This window comes from Fictibacillus sp. NRS-1165, from assembly GCF_050468105.1.
In the GTDB taxonomy this organism is placed as follows: domain Bacteria; phylum Bacillota; class Bacilli; order Bacillales; family Fictibacillaceae; genus Fictibacillus_C; species Fictibacillus_C terrinigri.
In genome coordinates this window covers 87,775-104,359 of the sequence record NZ_JBDPNU010000015.1, presented here as the reverse complement: position 1 = coordinate 104,359, position 16,585 = coordinate 87,775, and the positions used below count along the sequence as shown (strand labels likewise).

Below are 16,585 nucleotides of genomic sequence, written 5' to 3'. Positions count from 1 at the left end.
ATGGACAAGAGTTATCGGAGATTTCCCCGATCAAGCACAGTTATGAAACATTTCAAAACGGGAAGTGAAGAACTTTGAAGAAAAGTATCGTTGTTTTTGATTTGCTGTTTTATTTAATTTTACCTTATCTGATCTGGAACCAGGGAAGGGACGTTTTGGGCGATTATTACGCCATCCTGCTGTCTTCGGTTCCGGGTTTTATCTATACCATCTACCGGTTTGTAAAGGAAAAACAATTCAACGTGACAGGGATGTTTATTTTGTTTTCCCTGTTCGCCGGCACGACCATTGACCTTCTGTCAGGGGGAGCCGAACGAATGCTTTGGAACCAGGTGTTCTTCGGAATTTTTATGGCTTTGCTCATTTTCACGACCATCCTGATCAAACAGCCGCTGGGCATGCACTTTGCGGTGGACATCGCTTATATTCAGGGGGAGCCGCGCGACAAGACGCAGTCACTGTACAGAAAGCCTGAGTTTTATAAGTATTTTGTATGGCTGACCGGTCTTTTTGCGTTCCGCAGCCTGTTCCAGGCCGGGTTGAAATCCTATCTCCTGATGGAATACGGCGCGAAAAAGTATGATTTTATTTTGTTCGCGATGAAAATCTCAGGCTGGATTTTCGGAGGCCTCATCATCGCTGGATTTGTATTCATCTCTTTAAAAATCTATAACTATCATGAAAAGAACAAAGGGGGAGAGGGTTCGGAAAGTCCGATCCAAACGGAACCGAAGATCTGATCTATTTTTCTGGCCGGTCGCCCGCCACCATGCCATAGACGGCGACATCCACAAAATGGTCATAGAGCCATTCCGCTTGGCGGAGTTCTCCTTCTTGACGAAATCCAAGCCGTTCTGCAACAGAGCGGCTTCTTTTATTGTCCAGAGCCGCCTTCAGTTCCAGACGGTTCAGTCCCAGTGTTCCAAACGCATATTCCACCATCGCATTGCACGAACGAGTCATGACGCCCTTGCCTTCGAAATCTTTGCCCAGCCAATACCCAATGTTTCCCGAAAAGTTATTCCACTTGATGTCGTATAAAGCGAGAGAGCCGGCGGGGATGCCCCGGTACCAGATGAGGGTGACGAGGTCCGTGTGGTCAGCGTACTTTTGCAGCGCAAGCTTGATGAAATTTTTCGTATCTTTTAAGGTGCGCGAATAATCGACCCAGCCGAGCCAGTTCCTTAAGTGGTCCCTCGAATATTCGGTCAGCTGGAAGAGGAGCTGGGCATCTCTTTTTTCGATCAGCTTCAAGGATATTTCCTCATCAACCTGTAAAAAAAACATACACATTCTCCTGTTCATCGCTTTTTCTGGAGTTACCAAAAATTAATCATCATGTAAGCGTTGTTTCACAGTGTCAAAGATGAGTAGCCCAATAATTTTTGTTATAATGGCAAAAGGTATAAAGAGAATAACGGGCCGGACAATCCCGGTTTCATATATTGGCTTCGTTTGGTTTCGTCTTAGGCGAGTTCAAGAGTTCCAGCGCTTGTCGGCCTTTTGGAACGAAAAGACATCATTTCGTTATAGGACATTTCAGCATTAGCTACTAGGAGGATCACGGATCTTATGAATTTTGATTATCTGGTTTGGAAGCATGTTTTTAAACTGGATCCCAATAAGAAAATATCGGATGCCGATTTGGAGGCCGTCTGCGATTCAGGCACGGATGCGGTCATTGTCGGCGGGAGTGACGGAGTAACACTTGATAATACCCTTGATTTGATGTCACGGATCCGCAAGTTTGCGGTTCCTTGTGTTCTGGAGGTTTCCAACATGGAATCGCTGACTCCGGGCTTTGATTTTTATTATATTCCGACCGTTCTGAACAGCAGGGACGCTAGCTTTATCGTTGGCCTTCAGCATGAGGCAGTAAAGGAATACGGCGATCTCATGAACTGGGAGGAGATCGTGACAGAAGGCTATTGCATCGTGAACCCGGATTGCAAAGCCGCTCAATACTCCAGTGCGAATGCCAGTCTTACATTAGAAGATGTTGTAGCATATGCGCGCATGGCGGAAAAAATGTTCAGGCTCCCGGTGTTTTATCTTGAATACAGCGGAATGTACGGTGACCTTGAAGTGGTAAAGGAAGTTAGGAAAGTGCTCGACCGTACGAAGTTTTATTATGGCGGCGGTATAACAAGCGCGGAACAGGCGAGAGAGATGGCGGTTTTCGCAGACACGGTCGTCATCGGAAATATCATTTACGATGATTTAAAAAGTGCACTGGAGACGGTAAAGGCTGTAAAAGGTTAATTGAAGTAGGCCGGTAAATCATTTACAATGGAAATAAGAACAAATGTTTGGGTAGGTGACGGATAAATGAGTATGCACCAATTGATTGAAAAGCTGCTGACAGGGCTCAATCCTGAACAAAAAGCAGCCGTTAAACATACAGAGGGACCGCTGTTAATCATGGCGGGAGCGGGAAGCGGAAAGACGAGGGTGCTGACCCACCGCATCGCTTATTTAATGATGGAGAAGGAAGTTGCTCCATGGAACATTCTTGCGATTACGTTTACGAACAAGGCAGCTCGCGAGATGAAGGAAAGGGTAGCGGCCATTACCGGGCCGGTTGCTGAAGACATCTGGATCTCAACGTTCCACTCCATGTGTGTAAGAATTTTACGCCGTGACATCGACCGGATCGGCATCAGCCGAAACTTCTCGATCCTTGATTCTACGGATCAGCTCTCGGTCATTAAAAATATATTAAAAGACAAGAACCTTGATTCGAAAAAATTTGAGCCGCGGAGTATCCTTGGCTCTATATCGTCATTGAAAAATGAACTGAAAACGAGCGCTGATTTTGCGAAAACCATGAACGGGCCGTATGACAGTGTTGTTTACGAGGTATACCAAGAATATGAAAAACGTTTGAAAAAGAACTCTGCGCTCGATTTTGATGATTTAATAATGACAACGATCCATCTCTTCAAGCGTGTTCCTGAGGTGCTGCAATTCTATCAGCGCAAGTTCCAATACATCCACGTGGATGAGTATCAGGATACGAACCGTGCGCAGTACATGCTCGTACAGATGCTTGCCGACCGTTTCCGAAACCTTTGTGTTGTCGGTGACTCGGATCAGTCCATCTACGGCTGGCGCGGAGCGGACATCGCGAACATCCTTTCTTTTGAAAAGGATTATAATGACGCGAAGGTGATTCTGCTCGAACAAAACTACCGTTCTACGAAAACCATCCTGAACGCAGCGAATAAAGTGATAGAAAACAACTTCAACCGCAAGGCGAAAAATCTGTGGACCGATAAATCGGAAGGACAGAATATCCTTTACTACCAAGGGGATAATGAGCACGATGAAGGCCATTATGTAGCCGGGAAGATCCGCGAGATGACGACTGGCGGAAGCCGCAAATGCTCGGATATCGCGATCCTTTACCGTACGAATGCCCAGTCCCGTGTGATCGAGGAAGTTTTGATGAAGTCGAACATCCCTTACAATATCGTCGGCGGAATCAAGTTCTATGACAGAAAAGAAATCAAGGACATCCTGGCGTATCTTCGCCTGATCGCAAACCCGGATGATGACATCAGCATGATGCGGATCATCAATGTGCCGAAGCGCGGGATCGGAGCTTCGACCGTCGATAAGATTCTACAATATGGTGCGGATAACGATCTTTCCATGTACCAGGCGCTTCAGGAAGTGGAGCAGATCGGTTTAACCGCGCGGATCACAGGCTTACTGCGCGAGTTTTCCGAGCTGATCACGAACTGGACCCGCATGCAGGAGTTCCTTTCCGTGACCGAGCTTGTGGAAGAAGTCATTGATAAGACCGGATACCGCGACATGCTGAAGGCGGACAAGTCGCTTGAAGCCCAGAGCCGACTGGAGAACATCGATGAGTTCCTGTCTGTTACCCAGGACTTTGAAAAGAAACAGGAAGATAAGAGCCTCGTAGCCTTCTTGACCGACCTTGCTCTTGTGGCGGACATCGACCGCCTCGACGAGGACAGCGATGGCGATAAACCAAAAGAATCAGTTGTTCTGATGACCCTTCACTCAGCAAAAGGCCTGGAGTTCCCTGTTGTCTTCCTGATCGGCCTGGAGGAGGGTGTATTCCCTCACAGCCGGGCGCTCTTTGAAGAGAGCGAGATGGAGGAAGAACGCCGTCTGGCTTACGTGGGGATTACCCGGGCGGAAGAGGAGCTGTATTTGACCAACGCACGGATGAGAACGCTGTTCGGTCGCACGAACATGAATCCTGTATCCCGTTTTATCGGCGAAATTCCGGAAGAGCTGCTGGAATCCATCCAGAAGGAAAAAGAAACACCGAGCTGGGCAAGAAGTTCCCGATCCAATGCTGCACCTTCCTTTATGAAGCAGCCAGCCAAGAGAACGGCTCCTGTCTACACAGACAATGGAGGGGAAAAGCAGGATTGGAAAGTCGGAGACAAAGTGAAACACCGCAAATGGGAAACCGGCGTGGTCGTCAGCATGAAGGGCGAAGGCGACTCTCTCGAATTGGACATTGCGTTCCCTCAGCCTGTAGGACTGAAACGCCTGCTTGCGAAGTTTGCTCCGATTGAAAGGGTTTAAACGTCCGTTTAAACCTTCCTTAAAAAAGCTGCGTGGTTCTCATTTTTTAAAAGGAGTTGGAAAGTTTGAACGAAGAGCATGCGAGTAAGAGAGTAAATGAATTGCGTGAGCTCCTTGAAAAATACAGCTATGAGTATTATGTCCTCGATCAGCCGACGGTTCCCGATTCAGAGTATGACAAACTGCTTCAGGAGCTGATCGAGCTTGAAAACAACCATCCGGAGCTGCGGGATGAACATTCCCCGACAGTTCGGGTCGGAGGGCAAGTCCTCGACTATTTCAGAAAAGTACAGCACAAGGTTCCGATGCTCAGCCTTGGAAATGCGTTCAATGAGGAGGATCTGCGTGATTTTGACCGCCGTGTACGAAACGGAGTCGGTGACAATGTTTCATACGTGGCTGAATTAAAAATTGACGGTCTTGCCGTATCGCTCACCTATGAAGAAGGCCGCTTTGTTCTTGGAGCGACCCGAGGGGACGGAACAACCGGTGAAGACATTACGAACAACTTAAAGACGATCCGGGCGATTCCTCTGCGCATCAAGGATAAAGACGTTTCCCTTGAAGTGCGCGGGGAGGCATACATGCCGAAGCGCTCCTTCCAAAAGCTGAATGAAGCCCGTCAGGAAGAAGGACAGGAGCTCTTTGCAAATCCCCGGAATGCGGCAGCAGGATCCCTGCGACAGCTCGATCCGAACATTGCGGGCAAGCGGAACCTTTCCATTTTTGTCTATGGGATCGGCCAGCTTTCCGGGCATAAGGTTGAATCGCATAGCGAAAGCCTGAACTTCCTGAAGGACCTTGGGTTTAAAACGAACCCTGAATGGAAGCATTGCAAAAATATCGATGAAGTCGTCGAGTTTGTCAGAGGCTGGGGAGAACGCCGGCCGGATCTGGACTATGAGATAGACGGTATTGTCATAAAAGTTGACTCTCTCTATCAGCAGGAGGAACTCGGTTTTACCGCGAAGAGCCCGCGTTGGGCCATCGCCTACAAGTTCCCGGCGGAAGAAGTAGTCACACGGCTTGAAGGCATTGAACTTAATGTTGGGAGAACGGGTGTGGTAACCCCGACCGCCCTCCTGTCCCCGGTCGTCGTTGCCGGAACGACGGTCAAACGTGCTTCATTACATAATGAGGATTTGATCAGGGAGAAGGACATTAAGATCGGCGATTATGTGGTTGTGAAAAAAGCGGGAGACATCATCCCTGAAGTAGTAAATGTAATCGTGGACCGGCGGACTGGCGAGGAAAAAGACTTCCATATGCCGACTCACTGTCCGGAGTGTGAAAGTGCTCTGGACCGCCTGGACGGGGAAGTCGCATTGCGCTGTTTGAATCCGCAATGCCCGGCGCAGATCCGTGAAGGGCTCATCCACTTTGTTTCCAGAAACGCTATGAACATCGATGGCCTGGGAGAAAAGGTCATCGCTCAGCTGTTCAGGGAAAATCTTATTCAGGATGTCGCAGATCTTTATAAGCTTGAGAAGGTAGAACTGCTGAAACTGGAGAGAATGGGTGAAAAGTCGGTTGACAACCTGCTGGACGCTATAGAAAAATCGAAAGAGAATTCTTTGGAGCGTCTGTTGTTCGGTCTTGGAATCCGCCATGTCGGCGCAAAGGCGGCGAAAACGATCGCCCAGGTGTTTGAAACGATGGACCGGTTAAGTTCGGCAACGAAAGAAGAGCTGATGGCCATTGATGAAGTCGGCGAAAAAATGGCCGATTCGGTTGAGCTTTATTTCGATAAGCCGGAAGTGGCAGAACTTATCACTGCCCTTAAAGAATCCTGTGTGAACATGGAATATAAAGGTCCGCGTGTCGTTCGTGCAGAAGATGTTGATTCCTATTTTGCAGGGAAAACCATTGTTCTGACCGGAAAATTATCGGTTCTGAACCGAAACGAAGCGAAAGAAAAACTGGAAGCGCTGGGCGGTAAAGTCACCGGAAGCGTAAGCAAGAATACTGATCTGCTGATCGCAGGGGAAGATGCGGGATCGAAGCTGGACAAAGCACAATCCCTTGGCGTGGAAGTATGGTCGGAACAGCGATTTATCGAGGAGCTTGAAAAATAAAGAATAGCTCTGTTCCATCAAGTTTTATGGAGGAGTGTTACCATGATAAAGCGGATCAGCCTGATCCTGATAAGCTCCCTTTTGATCCTGAGCGGCTGTATGGGGAAAGATAAGCTGCAGAAGGAAGAGGAAGTTGTTAAGAAAAAGGGGAAAACGGAAGAAAAAGCCATCATTACCGGGGAGATCAATACCGGGGAAAAATACTACCGAAGCATCGTGCCGTTTGAGCCCGGAGGTGCCCGCGGCTTGATCAAGTACGGTGTAGATAACCGCCTGGACATCAATGAATTCGAACTTGGCCTCATGCGGATTGCACAGGATAATTTCAGCACCGACAAGTATTACTATCAGGAAGGCCAGTATTTGTCTTCCACGACCGTCAATAACTGGCTGAAGCGTGCGGACGAGAAAACAGCTAAAAACAATAAAACAGACATGACTCAAAAAGGGCTGAATCCTGCATTGGGTGTCAAGCAGGATGCGCCTTACAAGCAGGTCATGGCAGCGGAAGACAAGCATCCGAAATACTTATCGTATGTGCTGGAGCAGAACTACCTTGTACAGAGCGGCAATGATAAAGTAAAACTCGGAGGTGTCGTTGTCGGCTTATCGTTTAACTCCACGTACTATTACAAGGCGATGGACAAGGCCGGTTTGATCTATAACGGCTCGAAGAAATTGAATGCAAGTGACGTTTCCCGAGAGGCAAAAAAAATGGGTCAGCAGGTGATCCACCGCCTTCGCCAAAACCAGGCACTGAAAAATGTACCGATTACCATTGCTCTGTATCAGGAAGCAGAAAAAGAGTCGGTAACACCTGGTCACTTTTTCGCGACGGCATCCGCCGGAGCGGGCAGCTCGCAGCTCGGAAGCTGGGACAAGATTGACGACCGCTACTACTTGTTCCCTTCAAAAGACGGAACTGCTGCACAAAGGGATGACGCTGAGAAGTTTAATAACTTCAAAACCAAGATCCAGGACTACTTCCCGAACTATGTGGGCGTGATCGGCAAAGCTCACTACCGTGATGGAAACCTGAACCGTCTTGACATCGATATTCCGATGCAATTCCAAGGGAAAGCAGAAGTGATCTCATTCACCCAGTATGTCACCTCGTCGGTCATGAAGGAGCTGCCAACCGTTCCGGTCACGATTAACATCCAATCAGCCGTCAATAAACCGGAAGCGCTCATCGTAAGAGATGACGCAAACAGCGAACCATTTGTGCATATTTATAAATAGTTTCGGAAGGCAGACCCAAGAAATTACAGGGGTCTGTCTTTTTTATGTGCATAGTTATAAAATCCCTTGAAATAAAAGGCTTTCATGCCCATTTCTTACTATTCTGACTATTTGTCATTGTTTGAACTGTGGCACGAGTTTAGGGTAGAATAGACATGTTGAACAAATGAAAACGCTTAAGGGCATAGGAGGGGACCAAATGATTCGAGAATATAAGCACGAACCATTTACGGATTTTTCAGTTACAGAAAACAAGAAAGCTTTTGAGGAAGCTTTAGACCTTGTTAATTCGCAGCTAGGTAAAGAGTATCCTCTTGTCATTGGCGGCGAAAAGATTACAACGGATGAAAAAATCGTTTCTATCAATCCGGCCAATAAAGAAGAAGTTATTGGAACGGTTTCTAAAGCAAATAAAGATTTAGCAGAAAAAGCAATGCAAGTTGCGGTTTCTACCTTTGAAACATGGAAAAAATGGGCGCCTGAAGCTCGCGCCAGCATCCTTTACCGAGCTTCTGCCATTCTCCGCCGCCGTAAGCATGAATTCTCTGCTTACCTAGTTAAAGAAGCAGGTAAGCCATGGAAAGAAGCAGATGCTGACACAGCCGAAGCGATCGACTTCCTCGAGTTCTATGCTCGCCAAATGGAATTGATGAAAAACGGTGTACCTGTAAAGAGCCGTGAAGGTGAAATCAACCAATTCAACTACATCCCGCTTGGGGTCGGCATCGTCATCGCACCATTCAACTTCCCGCTTGCGATCATGGCGGGAACTACAGTAGCTGCCATCGTTTCTGGTAACACAGTGCTTCTTAAACCGGCTAACAACACTCCGGTTGTTGCAGCGAAGTTTGCTGAAGTCATGGAGCAAGCAGGTCTTCCTGCCGGCGTATTAAACTTCATCCCGGGCAGCGGAGCAGAAGTGGGCGACTACTTGGTAGACCACCCGAAAACACGTTTCGTATCCTTTACTGGTTCACGTGAAGTCGGCTCCCGCATCTATGAGCGTGCTGCAAAAGTAAACCCTGGCCAAATCTGGCTGAAGCGTGTTATCGCTGAAATGGGCGGAAAAGACACAATGGTGATCGACAACAACGTAGATACAGACATGGCGGCTGCTGCGATCGTTTACTCTGCATTCGGATTCTCCGGACAGAAATGTTCTGCAGGTTCCCGTGCAGTCGTTCACCAAGACGTGTATGATGAAGTACTGGAAAAAGCAGTTGAGTTAACAAAATCGCTTCGTGTTGGAAACCCTGAAGACCTAGGAAACTACATGGGTCCAGTAATCGACCAAGCGGCTTACAACAAAATCATGAGCTACATTGAAGTTGGACGAACAGAAGGGAAAATCGTTGCTGGAGGAGAAGGCGACGACTCTAAAGGTTTCTTCATCCAACCGACAATCGTAGCAGATGTCCAAGAAAAAGCACGCCTCATGCAAGAAGAGATCTTCGGACCGGTTGTGGCATTCTCTAAAGCACGTGACTTCGATCACATGATGGAAATTGCAAACAACACAGAATACGGTTTGACTGGAGCTCTTATCTCCAACAACCGTGAGCACATCGAGCGTGCAAAAGAAGAATTCCACGTGGGCAACCTGTATTTCAACCGCGGATGTACGGGAGCGATCGTTGGATACCAGCCATTTGGCGGTTTCAACATGTCAGGTACAGACTCTAAAGCTGGCGGCCCTGACTACCTGCTTCTTCACATGCAAGCAAAAACAACATCAGAGTTGCTTTAATACAACAAAAATCCCTTACGGCTTCGGCCGTAAGGGGTTTTACTTTTCTGCCGGGCTGCCTTGCGACACAGCCATCACAAATCCTTTACGGAGAACAGATTCGATGTGTAGATAAGGGGAGAGCTTTTTCCGTACACGGTAGATCAGGGAGTTTAGCTCATCAGAGCCAACATCGGGTACCCTGCCGTCGAAAAGCAAGTCTCTTTCGCTCCAGGCGTGCCGTTTGACTTCTTCTTTTGAAACGAATTGCCCGAGGGAAGAATACAGCAGTTTAAAGCACTGAAACTCCTTATGTGAAAAGTGAATGTCTTTTTCACGCACCCGAACTTTTTGCAAAAGCTCATGGATCTCAATGAAATCCTCGGCTGGAAGGGCGAAAGGTTTTACCGGGTCCCAATCCATTGTTTCATGGGAGTTCATCGTCATATACTTCATGGAGATCATGCCATTGACCAGAGTAATCTGGTCACCATTGTGCAGAGCATATTCCTTTTGGGGAAGAAGGCGGATGCCGTTTAGCCAGGTGCCATGCTTGCTTCCCAGATCAATCAGCATGGGTGAGGGCTTATCACAGTCGATCACACAATGCCTTCTAGAGACGAGCGGAATATGAAAAGCAATTCCAGGAGCGGGCTCAGAGCCGAATCTTCCGATGAAAATTTTTCTTTTTAAAGGAACAAATTCATTATCATAAGGCTGTCCGCGTTCAATCAACAAGTGAAACTTCTCTAAGACTTCCATTGGCTCACCTTCAATTATTTCAATATTCTTACTCTTGTTAGAGATTTGTTATTCCCGCTCCATTGATGGGGTTAAAGAGAAGGAATATCATCAATAACATAGCAGGAAAATTTAAGTAAAGGAAGGGATTATGGTCATGAAAAAAAGAATCGTTTTAAATGCTGCTCTCAGCGGAATCATTGGTTTAGGTGTGGTAACCGCACCGTTAATCGTTAATGCGCAGGCCCAGAAGCCACACAGCCAAGCCGCTCATGTTCAAAAAACGTATTCGAACGAGGCAGGAACGGTTACACTCACCGAAATTAAGCCGCATGTTTGGGTACATACGTCGATCGGAGAGTTTAACGGGATGCCGGTTCCTTCGAACGGGCTGTTGATGGAGACTTCCAAAGGCCTGCTGCTCGTCGATTCTTCATGGAATGATTCTATTACAACAGAACTGATGGATTTGATTTCGAAGCATTTGAAAAAACCGGTGAAAAACGCCATCATTACCCATTCCCATGCAGACCGAATCGGAGGGATTAAAACGCTGAAGGAGCGGGGTGTCCATGTATATACGACTCCTCAAACCGCAAAGCTTGGAGCAGAAAACGGCTATGAGTCACCAGACCGGCTTCTGAATCCTGTGTCGACCCACTTAAAGTTCGGGAACGTTAAGGTGGAAACCTATTATCCGGGCAAAGGGCATACCGAAGATAATATTACCGTTTATTTTCCACAGTACAAGCTGTTGGTTGGAGGCTGCCTGATCAAGTCACAGGAAGCAAAGGACCTCGGGAATTTAGAGGATGCTGATGTTGATGCTTGGCCGGTGTCCGTGCAAAACGTGATCGACCGCTATCCTCAAGTGGATACAGTTGTTCCAGGGCATGGAAACCTGGGAGGAACAGAGCTTCTTTATCACACCATAGAGCTGTTGGAGAACAACAAATAACGATAAACATAAAAAAAACTGGCGAGAACCAAGTTCCCGCCAGCTTTTTCTTTATCTATTTTAACCATAATGCGTCTAAAGAATAATCGCCTGCACCAGTGAAGGCCACTCCTAACGCTACAGCGATCAGGATCAAGTTGTATTCATAACCGCCTGATGTGGACCAGAAGCCGTTAGCTCCGTGCACTTTTACAATGGCAATAAGCATCGTAAAGATAATAGCTGCTGCTCCAAGCCAAGTCACAAGACCAGCTGCGAATAGCAGACCTCCGCCAAACTCAGCGAGTCCTGCAAGCAGTGCCATTGTGTAGCCAGGCTTAACGCCGATGGACTCGAGCCATCCGGCTGTTCCTTTCAAACCGTGGCCCCCAAACCAGCCAAACAGCTTTTGTGTACCGTGTGCCGCAAACGATAACCCGATTACGAGACGGATAATTAATAATCCTAAACTTAACATATAAGAACAACTCCCTGTTGAGATTTAATAACTTACTTTATGTAAGTATAATACAATATATGCTTACTTTTGTAAAGTGTTGAGTGAAAAAATTTTTTTGCACCCGATTTTAGTGCCTACTACATAGAATAGCGACTTAAGGAAAAAGTATGACTACAACTTACTTGTGAAGGAGAAAAAACGTGGCTGATCATAAGAACAATAAAGAGGATAATAATCTCGAGGAGCCTTATATCGAAGAAACGATGCCTCATCAGGCAGGTTCACCTTCATTCAAAGGAACAGGAATGAAGATGCAGCCTCCCTTTGTGAATGATTACGGCGTCGTCATCGGGGACAGCAAATACAATTCCGAAAATTCGCCGCTCAACAACTGGAGCGAAGATACGGACCCGGAAATCATGTCAGGGGACCAATGGGTGCACCCAACAAATGATATCGGGTGGAACACGGCAGAAAACCGTGATCTAATCGAGAAGAAAGTCAAGCCAAAGGGCGTTCCATTCATGCATCCGACAAAAGATACGAGCTTTCGGAAAGATTAAACACAAAGGTGCCAGGCACCCCAATTACACAAGTGTGTAATCGCGGTGCCTGGCACCGCATCTTAGGTGAGGATCGCGACCAATTATTAAAATTGCTTTCGTATTATCCTCAGGATAAACAAGAAGAAGCGATTCTATGAAAGAATCGCGCCAATTGTTGTTGAACTTATATCAGCTATTACTGCATCTTCATATCTCCTCCAAAGGGTTAATTTGGTAGCCTTCTGTCAGGATTTTATTGAACTTTGGATCGATAGAAAAATTAAAATTATTAATCCCCGAAACTGGCCCCCATCCTATTGAGGCCTTCGTAACAAAGGCAGACGTAAAGGTTGAGAGATCGTTGGGATATATTTCGCATACTTCAACCTTAACATTATTCTTTTCTAGGCCCCGCTGAATAAGCTGCGACGTCAATTGATAAGACATGCGCTAAGGAGGTGTTTCTGAACATAATTAAATAAGCTAATGATTTGAAAATCTTCCATTTGTGCCTTTTCTCCATTAACCTCTGCCCGAATAACCTTACTCATAAGACTATCTGCCCTCTCTTGGCAGAATTTTTAGATTGTTTTAATTAATAGAATTCAGGAAGAGATCTTTTCATTTTGGTTATAATGGAGAACCTTGCTGGTTATGCCCCTAAGGCTAAAATGCCCGATACCACATATTTTTTTATAAATGGTGCCAGGCACCGCTCTTACATATATGTCAAAACGTGGTGCCTGGCACCGGTTTTTCCCCGTTGTGTTGCTTAGTAGCTGTGATATTTGATATCATCTATATATTGTGAACGTACTGTTTTGGAGGTGGCAAGTTTGTCTCGAATTTCAAAAGACCAGGTAAAACACGTTGCCCATCTGGCCCGTCTTTCTGTCAGTGAAGAAGAAGTGGACATGTTTACGGAACAGCTGGATGCGATCATCGGTTTTGCCGAAGAACTAAATGAACTGGATACAGAAAACATTGAACCAACAACCCACGTGCTTGAGCTGAAGAACGTGCTGCGTGAAGATACGGTGAGAGAATCCGTTTCCCGTGCAGATGCGTTGAAGAATGCCCCTGAACAGAGGGATGGACAGTTTAAAGTACCGAAGGCGTTTTAGAGTAGGAGGCAGCAAATGTCATTATTAGAGAAGAAAGTCTCAGAACTGCACGACCTGTTACATAAAAAAGAAGTGAGCGTGACGGATCTCGTTGATGCTTCGTATGCCCGAATCGGCCAGGTGGAGGATAAAGTCAAATCGTTCCTTACACTGAACGAAGAGCATGCCCGCCAGCAGGCGAGGGAGCTCGATGATGTTCTTGCCGGATCGCCGGGAGAACGAATCCTGGCCGGACTTCCGATCGCCCTGAAAGACAACATTTCCACTAAAGGACTCCGCACCACAAGCGGAAGCAAGATCCTTTCCAATTTTGACCCGATCTATGATGCAACGGTGGCGAGAAGGCTATATGAAGCAGGCGCCATCACCATTGGGAAATTGAACATGGACGAGTTTGCGATGGGATCTTCCAACGAAAACTCAGGCTACCATGTAACGAAGAACCCGTGGAACACGGATTATGTGCCAGGAGGATCGAGCGGCGGATCAGCAGCCTCTGTTGCTGCGGGCGAAGTTCTATTTTCCCTTGGTTCCGATACCGGCGGATCCATTCGTCAGCCGGCGGCGTATTGCGGAGTGGTAGGATTGAAGCCGACCTACGGACTAGTTTCCCGTTTTGGCCTGATCGCGTTCGCATCATCCCTTGACCAGATCGGACCGATCACCCGTACGGTGGAAGACAACGCATACCTTTTACAGGCGATTGCCGGACATGACCACATGGACTCCACGTCAGCAAACGTCGAAGTTCCCGATTACCAGACTGCTTTTACAGGAGACATTAAAGGCCTTCGCATTGCCGTTCCTAAAGAATACCTGGCAGAAGGCGTTGATCCTGCTGTAAAAGAAAAAGTGCTTGATGCGCTTAAAGCATTGGAAGGCCAAGGCGCAACGTGGGAGGAAGTCTCACTTCCGCATTCCAAATACGCGCTTGCGACCTATTATCTCCTGTCTTCATCTGAAGCATCGGCCAACCTGTCCCGTTTTGACGGTGTCCGGTACGGTGTGCGCTCAGACAACAGCGAGAACCTGCTGGACCTTTATAAAAATTCCAGAAGCGAAGGCTTTGGAGACGAAGTGAAGCGGCGGATCATGCTCGGAACGTTCGCGCTCAGCTCCGGATACTATGACGCTTATTACAAAAAAGCCCAAAAAGTCCGCACGCTGATCAAGAATGATTTTGAACAAGTGTTTAACCACTATGATGTCATCATCGGACCGACGACTCCAACGACTGCTTTTAAAATTGGGGAGAAAACAAACGATCCGTTAACAATGTATGCCAACGATATTTTAACCATTCCTGTAAACCTTGCGGGTGTCCCAGCCATTTCTGTTCCATGCGGATTCTCGAACGGTCTGCCGGTCGGATTGCAGATCATCGGAAAACACTTTGACGAACGCACGATTTACCGCGTAGCTTCAGTCTTTGAACAGGCGACGGAACACCATAAAGCGAAACCGCAATTGTAGGAGGTGCAGGGATGAGCAAATTTGAAACAGTCATTGGATTAGAAGTCCATGTTGAACTGAAAACCAACTCTAAAATATTCTGCGGCTGCTCCACCGACTTTGGAGCGCCGTCCAACAGCCATACATGCCCGATCTGTCTTGGACATCCAGGCGTACTGCCGGTCCTGAACAAGGAGGCAGTCGACTTTTCCATGCGTGCGGCAATGGCGTTGAACTGTGAAATTAACCGTGAACAGTATTTTGACCGTAAAAATTACTTCTATCCGGACAACCCGAAAGCATATCAGATTTCCCAGCTGGATAAACCGATCGGCGAGAACGGCTGGATTGAGATCGAAGTGAACGGCGAAAAGAAAAAGATTGGAATCACCCGCCTTCACTTGGAAGAGGATGCAGGGAAATCCACGCATGCAGCTGACGGATCACTGGTTGATTTAAACCGCCAGGGAACGCCGCTGATGGAGATCGTGTCTGAGCCGGATATCCGCACGCCGGAAGAAGCGTATGCGTACTTGGAAAAACTGAAAGCCATCATCCAATACACAGGCGTTTCCGACTGTAAGATGGAAGAAGGATCCTTGCGCTGTGATGCCAATATTTCCATCCGTCCTGTCGGCCAGAAGGAATTCGGTACAAAAACGGAGCTGAAGAACCTAAACTCCTTCGCATTTGTGCAAAAAGGCCTTGAGTATGAAGAAAAACGGCAGGAGGAAGAGATTCTGAATGGAGGAGAAATCCTTCAGGAAACTCGCCGTTTTGATGAAAAATCGAATAAAACGATTCTCATGCGTGTAAAAGAAGGATCGGATGACTACCGTTACTTCCCGGATCCGGACTTGGTCCGTTTGAGCGTATCGGAAGAGTGGATCGAGAAGGTTCGCTCAGAAATTCCTGAGCTTCCGGACGCACGAAAAGCGCGATATGTATCCGAGTTCGGTTTACCGTCCTACGATGCGGGCGTTCTAACCGCTTCCATCAAGATGGCCGATTTCTTTGAGGAGGGTGTGAAGGAGGAAGCCGACCCGAAAATGCTTTCCAACTGGCTGATGGGGGAGGTAAGTGCCTTCTTGAACAACGAATCCAAAGAAATAGACGAAACACCTTTAACACCGGTAAATCTCGCTAAGATGATCAAGCTGATTGAAGACGGAACGATCTCATCCAAGATCGCGAAAAAAGTTTTCAAAGAGATGATCGAGAACGGCGGAGACCCGGAAACGATCGTTAAAGAAAAAGGCCTCGTTCAGATCTCTGACGAAGGCGCCATCCGCGAATTCGTAGTGGCTGTCCTCGACCGCAACCCGCAGTCCATCGAAGACTTCAAGAACGGAAAAGACAAGGCGATCGGCTTCCTCGTCGGCCAGGTCATGAAAGAGACCAAAGGGAAAGCCAATCCGCCGCTAGTTAATAAACTCATCGCAGAAGAATTGAAGAAACGTTAATTAAAAGGCTGCCGGACGTTGTGTCCGGCAGTTTTTTTGTGTGCTGAGAGACGGAATTGAGCGTAAATGAGGATAATTGAGCGGAACGGAGATTTATTGAGACAAACCTCTGAATAATTGAGCCTAACTCCCAATAAATGTGCGCTCGAACGCATTATCTTTTTCAATACAAAAAACGTCGAAACTTGCGTCCGATTGCTTGTCCGGCGGATTGTGAAATAATGGTATGATTTGAGTAAACAGAATCGGGG

14 protein-coding genes are annotated in these 16,585 nt (G+C 47.2%); 11 read left to right on the top strand and 3 right to left on the bottom strand.

Translation table 11 applies throughout. From position 1 onward, the window contains the following. Positions 1–74 precede the first annotated feature (74 nt). The gene (locus ABHN01_RS05910) at positions 75–740 is read left to right on the top strand and encodes a VC0807 family protein (RefSeq protein ID WP_429874789.1); all 666 of its coding nucleotides are present in this window, start codon (positions 75–77) and stop codon (positions 738–740) included. 1 nt (position 741) lies between these two features. Here the strand turns inward: ABHN01_RS05910 and ABHN01_RS05905 are convergent, their stop codons facing one another. Further along, positions 742–1,287, bottom strand: coding sequence for a GNAT family N-acetyltransferase (locus ABHN01_RS05905; RefSeq protein ID WP_429874788.1), 546 nt, complete (start codon positions 1,285–1,287; stop codon positions 742–744). 285 nt (positions 1,288–1,572) lie between these two features. Between ABHN01_RS05905 and ABHN01_RS05900 the strand changes: the two genes are divergently transcribed. The 5 genes from ABHN01_RS05900 (at position 1,573) to pruA (ending at position 9,633) form a co-directional block, all read left to right on the top strand. Then, positions 1,573–2,262 carry a heptaprenylglyceryl phosphate synthase gene (locus tag ABHN01_RS05900; RefSeq protein WP_429874787.1) on the top strand — a complete coding sequence of 230 codons (690 nt, stop codon included), beginning with the start codon at positions 1,573–1,575 and terminating at the stop codon, positions 2,260–2,262. A 72-nt stretch (positions 2,263–2,334) separates the two neighbouring features. Beyond that, positions 2,335–4,569, top strand: coding sequence for a DNA helicase PcrA (gene pcrA, locus ABHN01_RS05895; RefSeq protein ID WP_429874818.1), 2,235 nt, complete (start codon positions 2,335–2,337; stop codon positions 4,567–4,569). A gap of 65 nt (positions 4,570–4,634) precedes the next feature. Beyond that, positions 4,635–6,644, top strand: coding sequence for an NAD-dependent DNA ligase LigA (ligA, locus tag ABHN01_RS05890; RefSeq protein ID WP_429874786.1), 2,010 nt, complete (start codon positions 4,635–4,637; stop codon positions 6,642–6,644). 42 nt (positions 6,645–6,686) lie between these two features. Next, entirely contained in the window at positions 6,687–7,886 is a 1,200-nt protein-coding gene (locus tag ABHN01_RS05885; RefSeq protein WP_429874785.1) for a CamS family sex pheromone protein, read from the top strand. A 199-nt stretch (positions 7,887–8,085) separates the two neighbouring features. Then, positions 8,086–9,633, top strand: coding sequence for an L-glutamate gamma-semialdehyde dehydrogenase (gene pruA / locus ABHN01_RS05880; protein WP_429874784.1), 1,548 nt, complete (start codon positions 8,086–8,088; stop codon positions 9,631–9,633). Positions 9,634–9,672: 39 nt separating this feature from the next. On the opposite strand, the gene ABHN01_RS05875 is transcribed toward pruA, so the two are convergent. Continuing rightward, positions 9,673–10,374, bottom strand: a complete 702-nt coding sequence (locus tag ABHN01_RS05875; protein ID WP_429874783.1) for an FHA domain-containing protein — start codon at positions 10,372–10,374, stop codon at positions 9,673–9,675. Between the two features lie 136 nt (positions 10,375–10,510). Between ABHN01_RS05875 and bla the strand changes: the two genes are divergently transcribed. Further along, complete coding sequence (gene bla, locus ABHN01_RS05870) at positions 10,511–11,311, top strand: subclass B1 metallo-beta-lactamase (RefSeq protein ID WP_429874782.1); 801 nt, start codon at positions 10,511–10,513, stop codon at positions 11,309–11,311. 55 nt (positions 11,312–11,366) lie between these two features. On the opposite strand, the gene ABHN01_RS05865 is transcribed toward bla, so the two are convergent. Beyond that, positions 11,367–11,768 carry a DoxX family protein gene (locus ABHN01_RS05865; RefSeq protein WP_290401007.1) on the bottom strand — a complete coding sequence of 134 codons (402 nt, stop codon included), beginning with the start codon at positions 11,766–11,768 and terminating at the stop codon, positions 11,367–11,369. 182 nt (positions 11,769–11,950) lie between these two features. Here ABHN01_RS05865 and ABHN01_RS05860 point away from each other — a divergent pair, with 182 nt between their 5' ends. The 4 genes from ABHN01_RS05860 to gatB all read left to right on the top strand — a co-directional run bounded on the left by ABHN01_RS05860 (position 11,951) and on the right by gatB (position 16,334). After that, entirely contained in the window at positions 11,951–12,313 is a 363-nt protein-coding gene (locus tag ABHN01_RS05860) for a DUF3905 domain-containing protein (RefSeq protein WP_429874781.1), read from the top strand. An 818-nt stretch (positions 12,314–13,131) separates the two neighbouring features. Beyond that, positions 13,132–13,419: an Asp-tRNA(Asn)/Glu-tRNA(Gln) amidotransferase subunit GatC gene (gatC, locus tag ABHN01_RS05855; RefSeq protein ID WP_429874780.1), complete on the top strand. Its 288-nt coding sequence runs from the start codon at positions 13,132–13,134 to the stop codon at positions 13,417–13,419. 15 nt (positions 13,420–13,434) lie between these two features. Next, positions 13,435–14,892 carry an Asp-tRNA(Asn)/Glu-tRNA(Gln) amidotransferase subunit GatA gene (gene gatA, locus ABHN01_RS05850; protein ID WP_429874779.1) on the top strand — a complete coding sequence of 486 codons (1,458 nt, stop codon included), beginning with the start codon at positions 13,435–13,437 and terminating at the stop codon, positions 14,890–14,892. 11 nt (positions 14,893–14,903) lie between these two features. Beyond that, a complete protein-coding gene (gene gatB / locus ABHN01_RS05845) occupies positions 14,904–16,334 on the top strand; it encodes an Asp-tRNA(Asn)/Glu-tRNA(Gln) amidotransferase subunit GatB (RefSeq protein WP_429874778.1) in 1,431 nt (476 codons plus the stop codon). The last annotated feature ends 251 nt before the right edge of the window (positions 16,335–16,585 follow it).